Source organism: Streptomyces gossypii, from assembly GCF_025165795.1.
Lineage (GTDB): Bacteria > Actinomycetota > Actinomycetes > Streptomycetales > Streptomycetaceae > Streptomyces > Streptomyces gossypii.
This window is the reverse complement of record NZ_JAJAGO010000011.1, coordinates 72,958-91,535: the sequence shown is the minus strand read 5'-3', so window position 1 is coordinate 91,535 and position 18,578 is coordinate 72,958. Positions and strand designations below refer to the sequence as shown.

Genomic DNA, 18,578 nt, shown 5'->3' with positions numbered 1-18,578 from the left:
GATCACCGACTCCTCGCCCACCGCGCAACGGTCTGCGGCCCATGGGGGACACTGGGACGTTCCACCCCACCTGAGCTGCGGAAACGCAAACACCTGGAATGCCACCCCGGGACGCGCGAAGTGCTGGGACGGGGACGGGGCGCCCGGCTGCGCCCTCGCCTACAGCGGCCGTTCGAAGCATCGGGAGGTCGTGGTCCCCGCGTAGGGGCCGAAGGGTGGGATGGGGCGGTAGCCGGAGCGCGTGTAGAAGCGGACCGCGGCGGGTTGGCGGTCGCCCGTCTCCAGGCGGAGGGCGGTCCATCCCCGCGCACGTGCCCAGTCCTCCAGCGCGCGGAGCACCTGCCCGGCCGCGCCGGAGCCGCGCTGAGCGGGGGCCACGTACATACGCTTGACCTCGCCGGTTTCCGCGTCGAGTTCGCGCAGGCCGCCGCATGCCACCGCGGTGCCGTCGTGGTCGCTGAGCACGAGGAACACCGCGATGTCCGCCGCCGACGGGGCCACCCCGGGTTCGCTGTCCGGAGTGCCGTACATCTCGGCGATTTCCGCGCGTTGCCGCGCCCGCAGTGCACGGGCGGCCGGGTCCGCCCAAGGAACCTGTTCGATCTTCATGCCGTGAGATTCTGCGCGGCAGCTGTTTCGTGGAGGTGAACACCCGTGCGGACGGCTGGGTCGGGGAGGCGGCCTGGCCGGAGGGGGCCTCGCCCCGTTCCGTTGCCTGTTGTTCACCTGTCGTCCGTGAACTGCTTCCGTGGTACGCCGGTTCCGTGACTACTGTGCTAGTCGGCCGCATCACCCGATGCCACCCCCTGGGCCGCACGCACCCCCCAAGTGTCGCCCCGGCCGCGCGCTTGCGGCCCGCTCAGCGTCCTGGACTCGCATGCCCAAGCTTTCCGTGATCGTACCGTTCCACAACGTGCAGGAGTACGCCTCAGACACCCTGCGCAGCCTTGCCAACAACGCCGAGCCGACTACCGAGTTCATCCTCGTCGACGACTGCTCGACGGACGCCACTTCTGGAATCCTCGACAGCTGGCAGCACACCCTGCCCGGCGCGAGACTCATCCGGAACGAGCAGAACCTGGGCATCGCGCGCAGCCGGAACGTGGGGATCGACGCCGCCACCGGCGACTACCTCACCTTTCTGGACGGCGACGACTGGTACGCCCCTGGTTACCTACGCCGACTGGTGGCGGCGATAGAGGAACTGGGATGCGACTTCGTCCGTACCGACCATGTGGTCAGTACGGGGAACAAGCGTGTGCTACGGCGTCCTCCGGCACCCCGGGAGGGTGCGGTGCTGCACCCGAGGGACGTGATCGCGCCGCCGGACGCGGAGACGATGGTCGACTACCCCTTCGTGTGGGCCGGGATATACCGCCGTGGCCTGTTCGCGGACGGGGCGATGCGGTTCGCCACCGGGCTGCGTACGGCGGAGGACCGGCTGTGGGTGTGGCATCTCCACCTGCGCGCCGAGTCGTTCGCGGTCGTGGGGCTGCTCGGGGTGTTCTACCGGCGCGGTGTCGCCACCTCGCTCACCCAGATCAAGGATGAGCGCCAACTGGACTTCATGCCCGCCTTCGACACCCTCCTCGACGACCTCGCCGCCGACCGGGAGGCGGAGCGCTTCCTGCCCAAGGCGGTACGCACCTACTGCGCCATCCTCGCCTTCCACCTCGCCAACGCCGAGGGTTACGAGGAGGCGGTCGCCGCTCGGTTGCGGCAGCAGGGTGCGGAGGCGCTGCACCGGATGCCGCAGCAGGTGCTGGACACGACGCTGGCGGAGCTCGACACGAAGCGCGCTGAGAGACTCCGCCGTCTGCGCGGCGCACGAAAGGCGGCCTGATCATGGCGAACACCCCGAACGTGCCCCGCCCGGTCCAGATCTTCGAGGTGTCGACGCTGTACGGCGCGGCCACTGTGGCCGCCGCCCTGGACGCGGGCCAGTTCGGGCCCCGGGACGCGGCCCGCCGTATCCTGCTGGTGTCCAACAACGCCTCGGTGCCGGAGACGGCGACCGCCCTCCCACTGATGAGCGGTTTCGAGGGGCTCGCCGCCCGCTTCGACGAGACCCGCGACTGGAACGCCATGATCCGCCCGCACCACCCCGGCGGCTGGATGCCACGGCTGGACGACGCGCCCCTGTGGGAACGTGTGTTGCGCCTCGGCTGGGGGCTGGGCGACGCGCAGGTGGAGCTGGTCGTGGAGTCGCTCCACGCGGGCCCGGCCCGTGCGCTGACCGCGATATTCGGCGGCAGCACCATCCATGTGTACGCCGACGGGCTGATGAGTTACGGACCCACCCGCGACCGGCTGCCGTACGCGGTGGGCCGCCGCGTCGAGCGGCTGCTGCACCTCGATCTCGTACCGGGACTGCGTCCGATGCTGCTCTCCGAGTACGGCGTACGTGCGGAGACCGTCCTCGACGACGCCTTCCGGCGGGTCCTGGCCGAGCTGGGGGAGGCCGCCGCCTCCGATCCGGCGCTCACCCGGGCCGCGCGGAGCGAGCCCACAGCGGTGCTGCTGGGCCAGTACCTCGCGGCGCTGGACATCCTCACTCAGGAGGAGGAGGAGCAACTGCACCTCCGGATGCTGCACGGCGCGGTCGCGGCGGGCCACGACTCGGTGCTGTTCAAACCGCACCCCTCCGCGCCCGCGAGCTACTCCCGTGCGCTGGAGAAGACGGCGGCCGAGGCGGGGATACGGCTGACCGTGCTGGACCGGCCGTTGCTGGCCGAAGCCGTGTACGAGAGATGCCGTCCGTCGCTGGTGGTCGGCTGTTTCTCCACCGCCATGCTGACGGCCGCGACGTACTACGGGGTGCCCATAGCCAAGGTCGGCACCGAGGTGCTGCTGCGGCGGCTGCGGCCCTACCAGAACAGCAACCGGGTGCCGGTGACGCTGGTGGACTTCCTGGTGGCCGACCTGGAGCGCGGCGAGACCCCGACGGCCGAGGTGGCCGTGCCGACGAAGCGGGCCGACGATGCGGGGGCGCTGCTGCGGACGGTGGGCTACTGCATGCAGGCGGAACTGCACCCCGGTCTGCGGGAGGACGCGGCAAGCTGGCTGACGGAGCGTCTGGACGGCACCACAGAGGACTACTTCAGCCGCAAACGGCTGACCGCGCTGGAGCTGCCGGGCCGGGACAACTCGGCCCGCGCCCAACTGCTCCGCCGTGTCCCGGCCTTGGGGCGGATATCGCGCCGGGCGGGCGCGGCCCGCAGCGGCGCCGAGTAGCGCCTATCCCAGGTAGCGCCGCAGCCCCAGGCGGCCCCACAGCATGCTCGCGGCGAAGGCGGGCACCACGACGGCCGCGATGTACGCCGCCACCAGGGCCGTCGTACCCAGCCAGCCGTGCTCCGCCGAGGCGAGGCGGGGCGCGAAGGTCTTCAGCAGCAGCACGTGGCACATGAACGCGCCCAGGCCCGCCCCCGTCAGCCGGGTCAGCGGCGCACGCAACCGCTCCGGAATCCGCAGCCCGTTGAGGGAGAGCAGCACACAGCAGGTGAGCGCGGCCACCAGCACGTTGGCGTTGGGGATCACGAAGTGCACCTGGTCCTGGGACCAGATGACGGCCGCCAGTGACAGCACCGCCCCCGCCATCCACCACACGCGGCGGCCGGTGGGCGGCAGGGTCAGCAGCAGCGTGCCCAGCACCGCGTAGACCAGCGAGTAAGTGCCAGCCTGCCAGCCGAACTTCGGGACGTCCCAGCCGGTCAGTTGGGCGAGGTCACCGAAGGCCGTCGGTGCCGCGGCGACCACCAGCAGCGCGACGGCGACGCCCCACGGGCGCTTACCGGCCCGCAGCAGGACCACGAAGCCCAGAAGCAGGATCAGTGGCACATGGGCGTAGAAGTACCAGAGGTGGTAGGCGGGCCGTACGCTCCCGAAGACCGCCTGCAGGGCCAGCTCGGAGGTGGGGTCCTCGTTCGTCTCCCGCCAGCGGGCCCAGAGCAGGTAGACGGCGGACCAGATGCCGACCGGCACGATCATGCGCAGCGAACGGGTCCGCAGCGTCTTGCCGTTACGGGGCGGCGCACCGACCAGGACCGCCCAGCCCGCGATGGCGAAGTAGGTGGGCACCGCCCACGCGGTCACCGAATCGAGGAACAGGCCGAGCCAGTAGGCCGCCGCACCGTTCCGGGGGTCCCCGCCGGTGGCGGCGACGAACTCTCCGCCGACATGCCCCACGATGACGGCGGACGCGCAGATGGCGCGCATCAGGTCGATGTCGTAACGGTGCTCCCGTCGGGGCTTCGGCGGCCCCGCCGACTCCTCCGGGGCTTCCGGGGGCAGCGGGACAGCGGCAGCCGGCGTTGCTGCGGCTGCGGGATTCACGGTGGCGTGCTCGGCAGACATCTTCCAGACCCTGTGCAGTATGCGGTGAGGAATACCCGCCGGGCCCTGGCAGCCCGGGGTCCCGCGCCATGCGGCGCCGGGCAAGGTCGTTACCGCGCGCGCACGGGCGGGCCGACCACGGCAGCTTGCCAGCTGCGCCGCGCCGCTCGGTGTACGGCGGTGGAACAGCGTCCGAACACCTCGTTCAGCAGACGATGAGCGCCGCTCAGGCGGCCTTCTTCAGGGAGAGGTTGCCGGCGGTGCCCACGGCGACGGCGTTGGCGGTGACGATCACGGCGATCGCCAGCCACGATGCCGCATGGAGGTGCTCGCCGAGGACCAGCAGGCCGATCAGCGCGGCGAACACCGGATTGACGCTCATGAAGATCCCGAAGAAGCGGGCGGGGACCCGGCGCAGTGCCAGCAGGTCGGAGAGGAACGGAACCGCGGAGGACAGCACGCCCGCGGCCAGCGCGCACAGCAGGGCGCCGGCGGTGGGTTCGTGGAGCCACAGTGCGGTGGCGCCGACGGGCAGATAGAGCAGGCCGGAGACGGCTGCGGCGGCGGCCGATCCCCGTGCTCCGGGCAGCCGCTCACCCACCGTACGGTTGAGCAGTATGTACAGGCCCCAGCAGACGGCGGCGAGCAGGGCCAGCCCGATGCCGAGGTAGTCGGTACTGGGCTGGGGGCGCGTGAGGACCACCACTCCCGCCGCGGCGGCGAGGGCGCAGAAGAGATCGATACGGCGGCGGGAGCCCGCCAGCGCCACGGTCAGCGGACCGAGGAACTCCAGGGTGACCGCGAGGCCGAGCCCGATCCGGTCGATCGCCGTGTACAACGTCAGGTTCATGATCGCGAAGACGGCGGCGAGTCCCAGCACCGGCCGCCACTGCGCGGCGCTGAACGCCCGCAACCGCGGCCGGGCGATGCTCAGCAGCACCACCGCGGCCACCCACTGCCGCACCGCCACCACTCCCACCGGCCCCAGGACGGGGAAGGCGAGCGCGGCGACCGACGCTCCGGCCTGGTTGGACAGGCCGCTGCCCATCATCAGTGCCATCCCGGTCCACCGGGGCGGCACCTGTGCCGCGGAGGCCGTCGTGTCTGTGCGCGTTCTTGCCATGGCACGACAGTTCGCCACACCGGCGCATGCGCAAAATGCATCCGATGCCCCACCTATACGCTGGACGCATGGTTGGTCATACGGGGCTGGAGCTGCGGCACCTGCGCTGCCTTGTCGCGATCGTCGACACCGGCAGCTTCACCGATGCCGCGATCGAGCTCGGAGTCTCCCAGGCCGCCGTCTCGCGCACACTGCTCGCGCTGGAGCGGATCCTCGGGGTGCGGCTGCTGCACCGCACCAGCCGCAGCCTCACCCCCACCACCGCCGGGGTGCAGGTCCTCGCCCGCGCCCGCCAACTGCTCGCCCAGGCCGACGAACTGGTTTACCAGGCCGCCACCGGCCACGCCCGGCTGCACATCGGCCACGCATGGTCCGCGATGGGCCGCCACACCGCCGAGTTCCAGCGCCGCTGGCACGACCGCTACCCCGACGTCGAACTCCACCTGATCCGCCACAACACCCCCACGGGAGGGCTCGCCGAGGGCCTCTGCGACCTGGCCGTCGTGCGCGGCGCCATCGACACCCGCCGCCACGCCCACGCCGTCGTCGGCCGTGAACGCCGCTACCTCGCCCTCGCCTCCGACGATCAGTGGACGAGACGCCGCAGCATCCGCCTGGACGAGATCCGCCGCCGCACCCTGGTGGTGGACCGCCGCACCGGCACCACCACCCTGGACCTGTGGCCCGAAGGCGCCCGCCCCGCCGTGGAGTACACCCAGGACGTCGACGACTGGCTCGCCGCCATCGCCACCGGCCGCTGCGTGGGCCTCACCGCGCAGGCCACCGCCGCCCAGTACCGCCGCGACGGCATCAGCTACCGCCCGCTGCGCGACGCCGAACCCATCCCCGTCCACCTCATCTGGCGCCGCCACGACCCCCACCCGGCCACCCACGCCGCCGTCGCCCTGCTCGCCGACCTCTACCGCGAGGACGCTCAGCGCTGAGGGGCACCCGACCCGTCAGGCCGGCACGCGGCGGGCCACCGCGCGCCAGGCGATTTCCATGGCGGCGGCGGCCACCGCCGCGACACCGACCGCCGTCCACGGCATCGTCGTGCCGACCAGCCTCAGCTGGAAGAAGTCCTGCAAGGCGGGCACCATCAGGACCAGCAGGAAACCCAGCCCCATCGTGAGCACCAGAGCGATCCGCCACCAGGTGTACGGGCGGGCGACGATCGCCAGGATCCACATCGAGGCCAGGAACAGCGTCAGCGTCGCCGCGCTGGTCTCCGCCCCCAGCGCACCGGGCCCCGAGTAGTGGCCATGAGCCAGCAGGTACGTGCCGAAGGTGGCGATCCCCGCGATGAGCCCGGCGGGGATCGCGTAGTGCATGACCCGTCGCACGAAGTGCGGCCTCGCGCGCTGCCGGTTGGGCGCCAGTGCCAGAAAGAACGCCGGGACGCCGATGGTCAGCGTGCCCAGCAGGGTCAGATGGCGGGGCAGGAAGGGGTAGGGGACCTGCCAGAAGACCACCAGCAGCGCCATCAGCACGGAGTACACGGTCTTGGTGAGGAAGAGGGTCGCGACCCTCTCGATGTTGCCGATCACCCGGCGGCCTTCGGCGACCACCGAGGGCAGCGTGGCGAAGCTGTTGTCGAGCAGCACGATCTGGGCGACGGCCTTGGTCGCCTCGGAGCCCGAGCCCATCGACACCCCGATGTCGGCGTCCTTGAGCGCGAGTACGTCGTTCACGCCGTCGCCGGTCATCGCGACGTGGTGACCGCGCGACTGGAGCGCGCCGACCATGTCCCGCTTCCGCTGCGGCGACACCCGCCCGAAGACCGAGCCGTCCTCCAGCACGCCCGCCATCGCGTCCCGTCCGGCCGGGAGCCCCCGCGCGTCCACGGGTGCCGAGGCGCCGGGCAGGCCCAGCTTGCCCGCCACGGCGCCGACCGAGACGGCGTTGTCGCCCGAGATCACCTTCGCGGCCACGTCCTGCTCCGCGAAGTAGCTCAGGGTGTCGCGGGCGTCGGGCCGCAGCCGCTGCTCCAGTACGACAAGGGCGTGCGGCTCCGTGCCGTCCGCCATGCCGGGTGCGCCCAGCGCGTGCTCCGTACGCACGAGCAGCAGCACGCGGAGTCCCTGCGCGTTGAGGCCGTCGACGTCGGCGAGCGTGTCATGGGAAGGGGGCAGCAGGACGTCGGGCGCGCCCATCAGCCAGCTGCTGCGGGTGCCGTCCGGCTCGCGGAAGGCGGCGGCGCTGTACTTGCGGGCGGAGGAGAAGGGCAGCACGTCGATGCACGCCCACACCCCGTCCGCCGCACGCCGCCCGCCACCGTCCGTGCTGCCGCCGCGACCATCAGTGCCGCCACCGTCCGTACCGCCTGCACCGTCCGTACCGCCTGCACCGTCCGTACCGCCACCGTCCGTACCGCCACCGTCCGTACCGCCCGCGCCGTCCGTGCGGCCTGGGCTGCCTCCGCCGCCATGGGCCGGAAAGCTGTCCCTGATCGCCCGCAGGCTGGCGTTCGGCCGCGGATCAGCCTCCCCGAACGCGGTCAGTACGAGCCGCACGCGCGTCTCGTCCGCGCCGCCCAGGGTCCGTACCTCGGCGACCTCCATGCCGCCCTCGGTCAGCGTGCCGGTCTTGTCCAGGCAGACGACGTCGACGCGCGCCAGCCCTTCGATGGCGGGCAGCTCCTGCACCAGGCACTGCCGCCGCCCCAGCCGGATGACACCGACGGCGAAGGCCATCGAGGTGAGGAGTACCAGCCCCTCCGGCACCATCGGCACGATGCCCCCGACCATCCGGCGCACCGCCTCCTCCGCGTCCTCGCTCTTGACGACGAGCTGGCTGAGGATGAGGCCGATCGCGGTGGGGATCATCATCCAGGTCACGTACTTGAGGATCTGACTGATGCCGCTGCGCAGTTCGGAGTGCACGAGCGTGAAGCGGGATGCCTCCTCGGCGAGCTGGGCCGCATACGCCTCCCGGCCCACCCTGGTCGCGGTGAACGCTCCACTGCCCGCGACGACGAAGCTGCCGGACATCATCGGTTCGCCGGGCCGCTTGACCACCGGATCGGCCTCACCGGTCAGCAGCGACTCGTCGATCTCCAGGCTCTCGGACTCGGCAACCTCGCCGTCGACCACCACCTTGTCGCCCGGACCGACTTCGAGCAGGTCGCCGAGGACGATCCCGGCGGTCGGGACCTCGGCGGAGCGCCCGTCACGGCGCACAACCGGCCGTGACTCCCCGATGACGGCGAGGTTGTCCAGCGTCTTCTTGGCGCGCAGCTCCTGGACGATGCCGATTCCCGTGTTGGCGAGGATCACGAAGCCGAACAGGCTGTCCTGGATCGGGCCCACGATGAGAATGGTCAGGAAGAGGACGCCGATGATGGCGTTGAAGCGGGTGAGGACGTTCGCGCGCACGATCTCCGCGGCCGAGCGACTGCTGCGCACCGGCACGTCGTTCACTTCGCCGCGGGCGACGCGCTCGGCGACCTCTTCGGTACTGAGCCCGCGTGCGCGGGCGGACCGTGGTCCCGGGGGCGGGCCCTCGTCCGGTCCTGGTTCACCGGCGTCGCTGCCGACCCCTTGCGTCATGTTTCTGACGTTACGGGTGATTCGTGCGCTTCGCGTGGAGTGGCGGCGCGGGGTGAGCCCCTGGGCAGGGCCTAGTCGGCGGTGGGCGCGCCGTTCCCTGCGGTATCGGTCTCCGTGCCCGCCTCGGCTGCCCCCGCCGTCTCCGCTGCCTGCGCAGCCGCACGGCGGAGCGCCGCGTCGCGCCCCCGGACGTACCAGATGCCGATCAGGCCGAGCCCGGCACCCGTCAGGCAGGTCCAGATCCACCATGTCTGCCCGCGGTCGTCGAACCAGCCGTAGAAGGGGAGCTGCACGAGGAAGAGCAGGAACCAGATCGCGGTGCCGGAGGCGACCGTCGCCATGACGTTGCCCTCAAGCGGTTCCGGCGCCACGCGGTCGCCGTCGGTCCACTTGTTCATCAGGCCCATCGGTCCGGCTCCTCGATCAGTCTTTCGGGGCGCAGTGGCTGGTCCTCTCCAGCCTATCCAGCCTGCGCACCCCCGAGCCTGCCGGGTGACCGGCGCTCTCCCGTGGGACGTTACGGCGGGCCGTGGCGCGCCACGTGCCGTGTCTACGCGCGGAGATAGCGATCAGGGTCGTTATCTGTTCATACTGAATGCATCTCGATGCGGCCTGTTTTATTCGTAGGAAACTCCAAGTCGCCCTTCATCCGGCTCATACCGGTGCCGCTCATCCGCCTTCCACGGGCGCCCCCACCCCACCGAGGTCACGCATGTCCGATTCGGCCGGCAGCCCGCACGGTCCCATGAAGCAGCTGTTCCCAGGGGATCCGTTGCCACCTGTTCCGCAGAACGGAGTGGACCGGTTCTTCCGGATCAGTGAGCGCGGCTCCAGCTTCGGCCGGGAGATTCGCGGTGGTCTCGCCACCTTCTTCGCGATGGCGTACATCATCGTGCTGAACCCGATCATCCTCGGCGCAGGTGAGGACAAGTTCGGTCACCAGTTGGACAACGCCCAGCTGGTGACGGCGACCGCCCTGATCGCCGGGCTCACCACGGTGCTGATGGGCGTCATCGGCAACGTGCCGATCGCGCTCGCCGCCGGGCTCGGGATCAACGCCGTCGTCTCGCTCCAGCTGGCCCCGAAGATGAGCTGGCCGGATGCGATGGGCATGGTGTTCCTGGCGGGCATCGTCCTGATGATCCTGGTCGCCTCCGGTCTGCGGCAGCGCGTGATGGACGCCATCCCGAACGGGCTGCGCCGCTCCATCGCCATCGGGATCGGCCTCTTCATCTCCCTCATCGGACTTGTCGACTCCGGTTTCGTCACCCGTAACCCCGATGCAGCGCACACCTCCGTACCGCTCGGTCTCGGCCAGGGCGGTCAGCTCCAGGGCTGGCCGGTGCTGGTGTTCGTGCTCGGACTGGCGCTGATGTTCGTGCTGATCGTGCGGCGGGCCAGGGGGGCGATCCTGCTCGGGATTGTCGTAATGACCGTCGTGGCGATTCTGATCAACTCGCTGGCGGAGATCCCGGACGGTGCCTGGGGCCTTGCCGTCCCGGAGGTGCCGAGCGACGTGGTCAGCTCGCCGGACTTCGGGCTCTTCGGGGAGATCAGCCTGTTCGGCGGATTCCACGAGGTCGGACTGCTGACCGGCTGCCTGTTCGTCTTCACCGTGCTGCTGTCCGGCTTCTTCGACGCGATGGGCACCATCATCGGCGTGGGGGAGGAGTCAGGGCTGACCGACAGGCGAGGCCAGCTGCCCGGCATGGGCCGGATCCTGATGGTGGACGGCATCGGCGTCGCCGGTGGCGGCCTCGGCTCCTGCTCGGCCAACACCTGCTTCGTCGAGTCGACGGCGGGCGTCGGCGAGGGCGCGCGCACGGGGCTCGCCAACCTCATGACCGGTGGACTGTTCCTGCTCGCGCTGGTCTTCACGCCGCTGGCGACCGTCGTGCCGTCGCAGGCCGCGACTCCCGCGCTGGTCGTCGTCGGCTTTCTGATCATGGCGGCGAACGTCAGGGAGATCGACTGGGCGGACAGCACCGTCGGGGTGCCCGCGTTTCTGACGATGGCCTCGATGCCGTTCACCTACAGCATCACCAACGGCATCGGCATCGGAGTGCTCGCCTTCATCCTGCTCCGGGCGGCCGTCGGACGGTTCCGCGAGGTGCCGTGGCTGCTCAGCGTGGTCGGGGTCTGCTTCCTCGTCTACTTCCTGCTGGACCCGATCGAGCAGCTGCTCGGCGTGCGGTAGGCCCGTCCGGCGGCCTTCAGGTGCGGCCGTAGAAGCGGTCGGTCTCCTCGACGGCCGTCTGGAAGCGTTCGTCGAAGTCATCGCGGACCAGCGTCCGGATCACATAGTCCTGGACGCTCGTTCCGCGTTTCGCGGCATGTTTTCTGAGCCGCTCGAAAAGCTCGCGGTCGAGGCGCAGGCTGAGCACGGTCGATCCTGCGGGTTCTGCGGGTACTGCGGGTCCGGTGGGGTCTGCCGGTTCTCTGGAGGTCATCCGCTCACCGTCCCCGGCGGAGCGCGGGCGACGGGTCAGTTTTCCCTACGATCTCACTCGTACGGGTGAGATGAGGTTTACACCAAGTCACCGGGGATAACTCACTGGTCATTAGCCGAGGTAATGAGTTACCCTAATGACATGCCGGAACTGTCCCAGGCCGACGAGGTCGCCGTGAACTCCCTCCGCTCAGCCGTCATGCGCCTCTCCCGGCGCCTGCGGCATCAGCGGGTGGACGAGTCGTTGAGCCCGGCCGAGATGTCGGTGCTCGGCACCCTGGCCCGCTGCGGCTCGGCCACGCCGAGCGAGCTGGCCCGCAAGGAGCACGTGCAGCCCCCGTCGATGACCCGCATCGTTTCGATGCTGGAGTCCAAGGGACTCGTCCGGCTGGAACCGCATCCGGAGGACCGCCGCCAGAAGGTGGTCACGCAGACCGAGCGGGCCGAGTCCATGCTCGCCGCCAGCCGCAGCAAGCGGAGCGCCTGGCTCGCCGAGCTGGCGGGCCAGCTCGATGACGACGAGTGGGCGAAGCTGCGCGACGCGGCTCCCGTACTGGAGAAGCTCGCGCACCTGTAGGCGCCCGGTCACCCGCACGAGACCACAGAAGAGAGAGGCGAAACCCCATTGAGTCCGGGCCACGGAGAAGACTCCGCACCCGCTCCCCACAACCCTTCGACCCGTAAACACCCCGACACCGCCAAGAGCGGTGAGCACACCGAGCACACCGAGACCGCCGAGCACACCGAGGCCATCGAGCGCACCACCCCGGACGCCCAGACCTCGATGTTCAGCTCGCTGAAGATCCGCAACTACCGGCTCTTCGCGATGGGCCAGGCCGTCTCCAACACCGGCACCTGGATGCAGCGCATCGCCCAGGACTGGCTGGTCCTCAGCCTCACCGGCTCGGCCACCGCCGTCGGCATCACCACGGCGCTCCAGTTCCTCCCGATGCTGCTCTTCGGCCTGTGGGGAGGCGTCATCGCGGACCGCTGCGCCAAGCGCAAGGTCCTCTTCGCCACCCAGTCCGTGATGGGGATCACCGGCCTCGTCCTGGCAGCGCTGACCCTGAGCGGTCAGGTGCATGTCTCCCACGTCTACGTGCTCGCCTTCGTGCTCGGTCTGGCGACCGTCATCGACAACCCGACGCGGCAGACCTTCGTCGCCGAGATGGTCGGTCCCGACCAGCTGCGCAACGCCGTCTCCCTGAACTCCGCGAACTTCCAGGGCGCCCGGCTGGTCGGCCCCGCCGTCGCCGGTGTCCTGATCACCGCCGTCGGCAGCGGCTGGGCCTTCCTGCTGAACGGCCTCTCCTTTCTCGCCCCGCTCATCGGCCTGCTGATGATGCGCACCAGTGAGCTCCAGCAGAGCGAGCGCGCGCCGCGCAGCAAGGGGCAGCTGCGGGAGGGGCTGAGCTATGTGCGCTCCCGCCCCGAACTGCTCTGGCCGATCGTGCTCGTCGGGTTCGTCGGCACCTTCGGTTACAACTTCCCCATCTGGCTCACCGCCTTCACCGATCAGGTCTTCAAGGAGGGCGCCGGGACGTACGGCCTGCTCAACACGCTGATGGCGGTCGGCTCGGTGGCCGGTGCGCTGCTGGCGGCCCGCCGCTCCTCGTCACGGATGCGGCTGATGGTCGGCGCCGCGCTGATCTTCGGGCTGCTGATGGTGGCGGCGGCGGTGACCCCCACGTTCTGGATCTTCGCCGCGCTGATGATGCCGATCGGGATCATGGGTCTCACCTTCAACGTCACGGCGAACGTGAGCGTGCAGCTCGCCGCCGATCCGGCGATGCGGGGCCGGGTCATGAGCCTCTACATGATGGTGTTCGTGGGCGGCACGCCCATCGGTGGTCCGATCATGGGCTGGATCACGGACGTCTTCGGTGCCCGGGTCGGCCTGCTGGCGGGCGGGGTGGTCTCGGCCCTGGTGGCCCTCGGCATCGGGCTCGTGCTCGCTCGGATCACCGGCGTGGGGCTGCGGTCGGGCCTGCGGGCCGGGATGCGGGACTACGGCATCCGCGGCCGGGGCAGCGGCCAGCCGGTCCGTGACGCGCGGCTCCCGGCGCTGCGGGCGGCCGCGCCCCCGCCCGAACCGGTGCGCGCGCCCGTACCCGCTGCCGCCTCGGCCGGATCCGGCCGTTCCGGGGCAGCGGAGTGACCGCACCGGGAAGACTGGCGGTATGAGACTCTTCGCCGCCCTGCTGCCGCCCCGCGAGGTCACCGCCCAGCTGGCGGCGGCTGCGGAAGGGCTCCGGGCGCTGCCCGGTTCGGACCGGCTGCGCTGGACCGACCGGAGCCAGTGGCACTTCACGCTCGCCTTCTACGGCGAGGTCGAGGAGGAGCTGCTGCCCGAGCTGAACGAGCGGCTGGGGCGCGCGGCCCGGCGAGGGCAGCCGCTCCGATTGCGCCTCTCCGGGCTCGGCCGGTTCGGCGACCGCACGCTGTGGGCCGGTGCTGAGGGCGACCGCATACCGATGGAGCGGCTCGCCGCAGCGGTCGCGGCGGCGGGGCGGCGCAGCGGTATCGGCATGGAGGACGTGCACCGCTTCAACGCCCACCTCACGCTCGCGCGCGGCCCGCGCCTGGACGGCCCGCCCGGTGGGCTGGCGCCGTACGTCACCGCGCTGGAAGGTTTCCTGAGCGAGTCCTGGACGGCCGAGGAGCTCGCCCTCGTACGCAGTCGGCTGCCGGTCAGCGGAGTGCCCGGCGAGCAGCCGACCTACGAGACGGTTTCCTCCTGGCGGTTGGGACGCTCGGACTGAGCGCCGGCCCGCACCGCACCGCATGACACCGCACCGCACGACACCGGCGATCCGGCCAGCACCTGGGACATGGCGGACCGGGCCGCACCGGCCGCTGGGCATCGCGGCGGGAGCGAGAGCCGTCCTCTACGTCTTCGGTGCCGTGGCCTCGCATCTGCGGGCCAGGGCGCGAAGGGGGGCGCCGCCGTCCGCCGCGAGGGCCGCCGTACCGGGGCCCGGGTACGGTGCGCGAGCTGTCCCGGTACCGTGGGGGCGTGAATACCAAGACCAGGATGCGAATCGTGAGCGGCGCGCTGGTGCTGCTGTTCGTCGTGGTGGCGGTCGCGGCAGCCTTCGGCGGCTGAGAGCCTGCCGGGCCGGGCCACGGCCCGGCCCCGTGCGCCGCACCGGGCCGGGCCGTGGCGCCTCTCACCAGGCGAATGCCTCCGGAGACGCGCCGGGGCCGGGGAAGATCACGTCCAGCGCGCTGAGGACCTCGTCGCTCAGCTTCAGCTCCACCGCACGCAGCGCCGACGCCAGCTGCTCCCCCGTACGCGGACCGACGATCGGTCCCGTGACGCCGGGGCGGCTGAGCAGCCATGCCAGGGCCACTTCGCCCGGCTCCAGCCCGTGCTTGTCCAGCAGGTCCTCGTACCTCTGGATCTGCGCCCGCCCGACCGGGTCACCGAGCGTGTCCGCCGCCCGCCCGGTTGCGGTGCGGGCCGCGCCGCCCTCCCGCTCCTTGCGGAGCGCGCCGCCCAGCAGCCCGCCGTGCAGCGGGGACCACGGGATCACGCCGAGGCCGTAGCCCTGTGCGGCCGGGATGACCTCCATCTCCGCGCGGCGTTCGGCGAGGTTGTAGAGGCACTGCTCGCTGACCAGCCCGTACGAGCCGCGCCGTGCGGCCGTCTCGTTGGCCTGGGCGATGTGCCAGCCCGCGTGGTTGGAGGAACCGGTGTAGAGGATCTTGCCCTGCTGCACCAGGACGTCGACCGCCTGCCAGATCTCGTCCCAGGGCGTCGACCGGTCCACGTGGTGGAACTGGTAGAGGTCGATGTAGTCGGTACCGAGCCGCTTGAGGCTGGCGTCGACGGCACGGCGGATGTTGAGAGCGGAGAGCCTCGACTGGTTGGGCCAGGCGGCACCCTCGGTGGCCATGTCGCCGTAGACCTTGGTGGCCAGGACGGTCCGCTCACGCCGGTTGCCGCCCTGGGCGAACCAGGTGCCGAGGATCTCCTCCGTCCGGCCCTTGTCCGCGCCCCAGCCGTAGACGTTGGCGGTGTCGAAGAAGTTGACGCCCGCGTCGAGCGCGGTGTCCATGATCGCGTGACTTGCGGCCTCGTCGGTCTGCGGGCCGAAGTTCATGGTGCCGAGGACGAGCCGGCTGACCTTGAGTCCTGTGCGTCCGAGCTGCGTGTACTCCATGAAAGACAAGCCAACGCCTTGGAGTGGACTCCAGGCAAGCACGCCGGGGGCAGCGGTCAGTCGCGCGGGAACTCGTCCGTCTTGCCGCTCCTCCCCACTGCCGCGCAGTCGCATGCAGTCGCGTTGTACAACGATACGTTCGGCGGGAGGGCACGCTGTGAATCCTCGCTCGTGCCGCGTCAGGCAGGGTTCGCCCCGTGCGGCTCGTACGGGGCGCCCACCGACCACCCCTGGTGCAGGGCGTCCGCGAAGGCCGCCGCGATCAGATGTTCGCCGCTGGCGGAGGGGTGGGTGCCGTCATAGGTGTCCCGGTCCAGGGTCCACTCCGGCGGCTCGGTGGCCAGCAGCAGCGGAGAGACCGGGGTCGAGAGGTCCGCGACGGTCTTCGCGAGCAGCTCGTTGAAGCGTGCGCACTCCGCCGCGAAGCCGGGGTCGGTCAGGGCACGGATGTTCGGTATGACGGGCAGGATCACGGCCCGCAGCAGCGGATTCGCGGTGCGCGCCTCGGCCAGGAAGCGCCGGGCGTTCTCCGCGGTCTGTGCGGCGTCCGTGTAGAAGCCCAGGTCGATCAGACCGAGGGCGACCAGGAGGGTGTCCGCCTTCCCCTTCCGCACGGCGTCGCCGATCAGCGGTGTCAGCTGCAGCCAGCCCTCTCCCCAGCCCGCCAGATGGCGGCGGGCGCGTTCGGGGAAGTCGGGATCGGCGTAGTCGAGGGAGTCCTCGTGCAGCGCCGTGCGCGGGCCGACGATGCGGTAGGGCCCGCCGAAGTGGGCGTTGAGGTGCTGCCACATCCGGTAGCGCCAGGTCGTGTCGCCCGCGCTTCCGACAGTCATCGAGTCGCCGACGAACAGGATCCGCATCCGCCCATCCTTCCGGACGCGCGGCGCTGCCGGGCTGTGATGCCCGTCACGCGGTCGGTCACCCGGCCCGGGGATGGCAGGCTAGGCGGCATGCGCGCACTCTGCACCCGGCTGTCCGGCGGTTCCGCGAACTCTGCTGCCGCGGGGGACGGTTCGGCGCGGGCCGCTGCCCCGCGGCCCGGCCCGCCCCGGCCCTCCCGGGCGCGCCGTGCCGTGACGCTCGCCGTGTCCGCCGCCTGCGCGGCCGTGGGCGTGCTCTTCGCCACCGTCCCGGCCGCGACGGCCGGGTCCTCCACTCGGGTGAACGCCGACGATCCGTCCGCCTTCAACATCAAGGACCCGCGGATCACCGAGTCCAGCGGCCTCGCCGCCAGCCGCGCCCACCCCGGCGTCTACTGGACCCACAACGACAGTGAAGACGGCCCGTACGTGTACGCGGTCGACAGCCGCACCGGCGAGACGGTGGCCACCGTCACCCTCCAGGGCGTGGAGCCCCGCGATGTGGAGGGGATCTCCCTGGGCCCCGGCGGCGAGCTGTTCGTCGGCGACATCGGCGACAACCTCGGCGGCAGCTGGAGCGAGGTGTGGATCTACCGCTTCGCCGAACCGGAGAAACTGCGGGACACGACGGTCACGCCCACCCGCTACACCGTCCAGTACGCGGACGGGCCGCGTGACGCCGAGTCGCTCATGGTGCACCCGAAGACCGGCCGCGTGTACATAGCGAGCAAGAACGACGAGAAGAAGGGCGGCGTCTACGCGGGGCCCGAGAAGCTGTCCGCCATGGGCGTGAACACCTTCCAGCGGGTGGGCAGGACGGACATGTGGGCAACCGACGGCGCGTTCTCGCCGGACGGCACCCGGTTGCTGCTGCGCAGCTACTTCGGCGCCGAGATGTACCGCTGGACCGCCGACGGGCGTCCGGAGCCGATCGACACGGTCAACGTCCCGATGCAGCGCCAGGGCGAGTCGGTGACCTTCACACCGGACGGCCGCACGCTGATGTTCGGTACGGAGGGCGAGGGCGGCGGGGTCGAGCCGGAGGACCTGGAGGGCGAGCTGCTGCCGGAGCGGGCGGCGAAGGAGAAGGCGGCCGAGGAGAAGGACGGCGGCTCCGGTGGGGACGGAGAGGGCAACACGGCCGAGGAGAACCGTGAGCTGCTGGTCGGCGGTGCGACGTTCGCCCTGGCGGTCGGCGTCTGGATGGCCGTCCGCCGCCTCTTCCGCCGCCGGAGCTGACCACGGCCGGAGCTTGACCACGGCCGGAGCTGACCACAGCCGGGTCAGCTGCTCCGCGCGCGGCCGTCACGGTCGTCGCGGTCCTCGCGCGCGCTCGCCGCCTCGACGAAGTCCGCGAGGCCGTCGAGGAGCCGCACCAGGCCGAATTCGAAGAAGTCCTCGCCGGTCAGCGCGAAGCTGTCCTCGGCGAGCTCGGCGAGTGCGGGGTAGGCACCGCTTTGCATCACCGTGGTGAGGATCGGCTCCTGGGCGGCCCAGAAGTCCGTGTCGCTGACTCCGGTGCGCTTCGCCGCCTCCAGGCTGTTGATCTGCGTACGCGCACTGCCGCTCACGAAGTTGTCGATCGCGACGATGACGCTGACCCGCTCCTGGTCACTCAGGCCGAGCCCGACCAGGGCCGCCATGGCGAAGTCGAATCCGGCCAATGCGTTGGGGCCGAGCAGGGGGCGGGCGACGTTGATCTGGAGCAGCCAGTGGTGCTCCAGATACATCTTCCAGCTGCCTCGGGCGAGGGCCTCCATCTCGGTGCGCCAGTCCCGGTGGGGTTGCCTGTCCAGCTCGGAGGGTGCTCCGTACGTGTGGTCGAGCATCAGCTCGAGCAGTTCGGCCTTGCCCGGGACGTAGCGGTAGAGCGACATGGTGCCGACGCCCAGGTCGGTCGCGACGCGGCGCATGGAGAGCGCCTCGATCCCGTCGGCGTCGGCCGCCTCGACCGCCGCCCGCACGATCTCCCGGAGGGTCAGCCCTCGCTTGGGGCCCCGGGTGGGCGCCTCCTTGAGGCCCCAGAGCAGTTCGAGACTGCGCTGGATGTCGCCGCTGCCGCTCTGTGCCGTCGTCATGGTGTCCGCCATCCTAATT

At 71.0% G+C, this 18,578-nt stretch carries 17 protein-coding genes; 8 read left to right on the top strand and 9 right to left on the bottom strand.

Annotation, left to right across the window (positions count from 1 at the left end):
• Positions 1-159: 159 nt before the first annotated feature.
• Positions 160-609: a GNAT family N-acetyltransferase gene (locus tag LHJ74_RS22895; protein ID WP_260220041.1), complete on the bottom strand. Its 450-nt coding sequence runs from the start codon at positions 607-609 to the stop codon at positions 160-162.
• A 268-nt stretch (positions 610-877) separates the two neighbouring features.
• On the opposite strand from LHJ74_RS22895, the gene LHJ74_RS22890 reads away from it, so the two are divergent.
• Both LHJ74_RS22890 and LHJ74_RS22885 read left to right on the top strand, forming a co-directional pair.
• Positions 878-1,843 carry a glycosyltransferase family 2 protein gene (locus LHJ74_RS22890; RefSeq protein WP_260220040.1) on the top strand — a complete coding sequence of 322 codons (966 nt, stop codon included), beginning with the start codon at positions 878-880 and terminating at the stop codon, positions 1,841-1,843.
• 2 nt (positions 1,844-1,845) lie between these two features.
• Positions 1,846-3,234 carry a polysialyltransferase family glycosyltransferase gene (locus tag LHJ74_RS22885; protein WP_260220039.1) on the top strand — a complete coding sequence of 463 codons (1,389 nt, stop codon included), beginning with the start codon at positions 1,846-1,848 and terminating at the stop codon, positions 3,232-3,234.
• 3 nt (positions 3,235-3,237) lie between these two features.
• Here the strand turns inward: LHJ74_RS22885 and LHJ74_RS22880 are convergent, their stop codons facing one another.
• Together LHJ74_RS22880 and LHJ74_RS22875 are read right to left on the bottom strand one after the other, a co-directional pair.
• Positions 3,238-4,356, bottom strand: coding sequence for an acyltransferase (locus LHJ74_RS22880; protein ID WP_260220038.1), 1,119 nt, complete (start codon positions 4,354-4,356; stop codon positions 3,238-3,240).
• A 205-nt stretch (positions 4,357-4,561) separates the two neighbouring features.
• Positions 4,562-5,395: an EamA family transporter gene (locus tag LHJ74_RS22875; RefSeq protein ID WP_260220267.1), complete on the bottom strand. Its 834-nt coding sequence runs from the start codon at positions 5,393-5,395 to the stop codon at positions 4,562-4,564.
• A 131-nt stretch (positions 5,396-5,526) separates the two neighbouring features.
• On the opposite strand from LHJ74_RS22875, the gene LHJ74_RS22870 reads away from it, so the two are divergent.
• The gene (locus LHJ74_RS22870) at positions 5,527-6,402 is read left to right on the top strand and encodes a LysR family transcriptional regulator (RefSeq protein ID WP_260220037.1); all 876 of its coding nucleotides are present in this window, start codon (positions 5,527-5,529) and stop codon (positions 6,400-6,402) included.
• Between the two features lie 15 nt (positions 6,403-6,417).
• Here LHJ74_RS22870 and LHJ74_RS22865 read toward each other — a convergent pair whose 3' ends face one another.
• Both LHJ74_RS22865 and LHJ74_RS22860 read right to left on the bottom strand, forming a co-directional pair.
• Complete coding sequence (locus LHJ74_RS22865; protein WP_260220036.1) at positions 6,418-9,006, bottom strand: HAD-IC family P-type ATPase; 2,589 nt, start codon at positions 9,004-9,006, stop codon at positions 6,418-6,420.
• A 71-nt stretch (positions 9,007-9,077) separates the two neighbouring features.
• Positions 9,078-9,404: a DUF2530 domain-containing protein gene (locus LHJ74_RS22860; RefSeq protein WP_375546820.1), complete on the bottom strand. Its 327-nt coding sequence runs from the start codon at positions 9,402-9,404 to the stop codon at positions 9,078-9,080.
• Positions 9,405-9,718: 314 nt separating this feature from the next.
• Here LHJ74_RS22860 and LHJ74_RS22855 point away from each other — a divergent pair, with 314 nt between their 5' ends.
• Entirely contained in the window at positions 9,719-11,203 is a 1,485-nt protein-coding gene (locus LHJ74_RS22855) for an NCS2 family permease (RefSeq protein WP_375546813.1), read from the top strand.
• 16 nt (positions 11,204-11,219) lie between these two features.
• Here LHJ74_RS22855 and LHJ74_RS22850 read toward each other — a convergent pair whose 3' ends face one another.
• Positions 11,220-11,456, bottom strand: coding sequence for a ribbon-helix-helix protein, CopG family (locus LHJ74_RS22850; protein WP_260220033.1), 237 nt, complete (start codon positions 11,454-11,456; stop codon positions 11,220-11,222).
• A 141-nt stretch (positions 11,457-11,597) separates the two neighbouring features.
• Between LHJ74_RS22850 and LHJ74_RS22845 the strand changes: the two genes are divergently transcribed.
• The 3 genes from LHJ74_RS22845 to thpR all read left to right on the top strand — a co-directional run bounded on the left by LHJ74_RS22845 (position 11,598) and on the right by thpR (position 14,217).
• Positions 11,598-12,032: a MarR family winged helix-turn-helix transcriptional regulator gene (locus LHJ74_RS22845; protein ID WP_260220032.1), complete on the top strand. Its 435-nt coding sequence runs from the start codon at positions 11,598-11,600 to the stop codon at positions 12,030-12,032.
• Positions 12,033-12,239: 207 nt separating this feature from the next.
• Complete coding sequence (locus LHJ74_RS22840; RefSeq protein WP_260220266.1) at positions 12,240-13,613, top strand: MFS transporter; 1,374 nt, start codon at positions 12,240-12,242, stop codon at positions 13,611-13,613.
• Positions 13,614-13,635: 22 nt separating this feature from the next.
• Positions 13,636-14,217: an RNA 2',3'-cyclic phosphodiesterase gene (thpR, locus tag LHJ74_RS22835; RefSeq protein WP_260220030.1), complete on the top strand. Its 582-nt coding sequence runs from the start codon at positions 13,636-13,638 to the stop codon at positions 14,215-14,217.
• 408 nt (positions 14,218-14,625) lie between these two features.
• Here the strand turns inward: thpR and LHJ74_RS22830 are convergent, their stop codons facing one another.
• Complete coding sequence (locus LHJ74_RS22830; protein WP_260220029.1) at positions 14,626-15,621, bottom strand: aldo/keto reductase; 996 nt, start codon at positions 15,619-15,621, stop codon at positions 14,626-14,628.
• A 179-nt stretch (positions 15,622-15,800) separates the two neighbouring features.
• Positions 15,801-16,481 carry a GDSL-type esterase/lipase family protein gene (locus tag LHJ74_RS22825; protein ID WP_260220028.1) on the bottom strand — a complete coding sequence of 227 codons (681 nt, stop codon included), beginning with the start codon at positions 16,479-16,481 and terminating at the stop codon, positions 15,801-15,803.
• Between the two features lie 90 nt (positions 16,482-16,571).
• Between LHJ74_RS22825 and LHJ74_RS22820 the strand changes: the two genes are divergently transcribed.
• Positions 16,572-17,720, top strand: coding sequence for a YjiK family protein (locus LHJ74_RS22820; protein WP_260220027.1), 1,149 nt, complete (start codon positions 16,572-16,574; stop codon positions 17,718-17,720).
• A 44-nt stretch (positions 17,721-17,764) separates the two neighbouring features.
• Here the strand turns inward: LHJ74_RS22820 and LHJ74_RS22815 are convergent, their stop codons facing one another.
• Positions 17,765-18,559: a TetR/AcrR family transcriptional regulator gene (locus LHJ74_RS22815; protein ID WP_260220026.1), complete on the bottom strand. Its 795-nt coding sequence runs from the start codon at positions 18,557-18,559 to the stop codon at positions 17,765-17,767.
• Positions 18,560-18,578 lie beyond the last annotated feature (19 nt).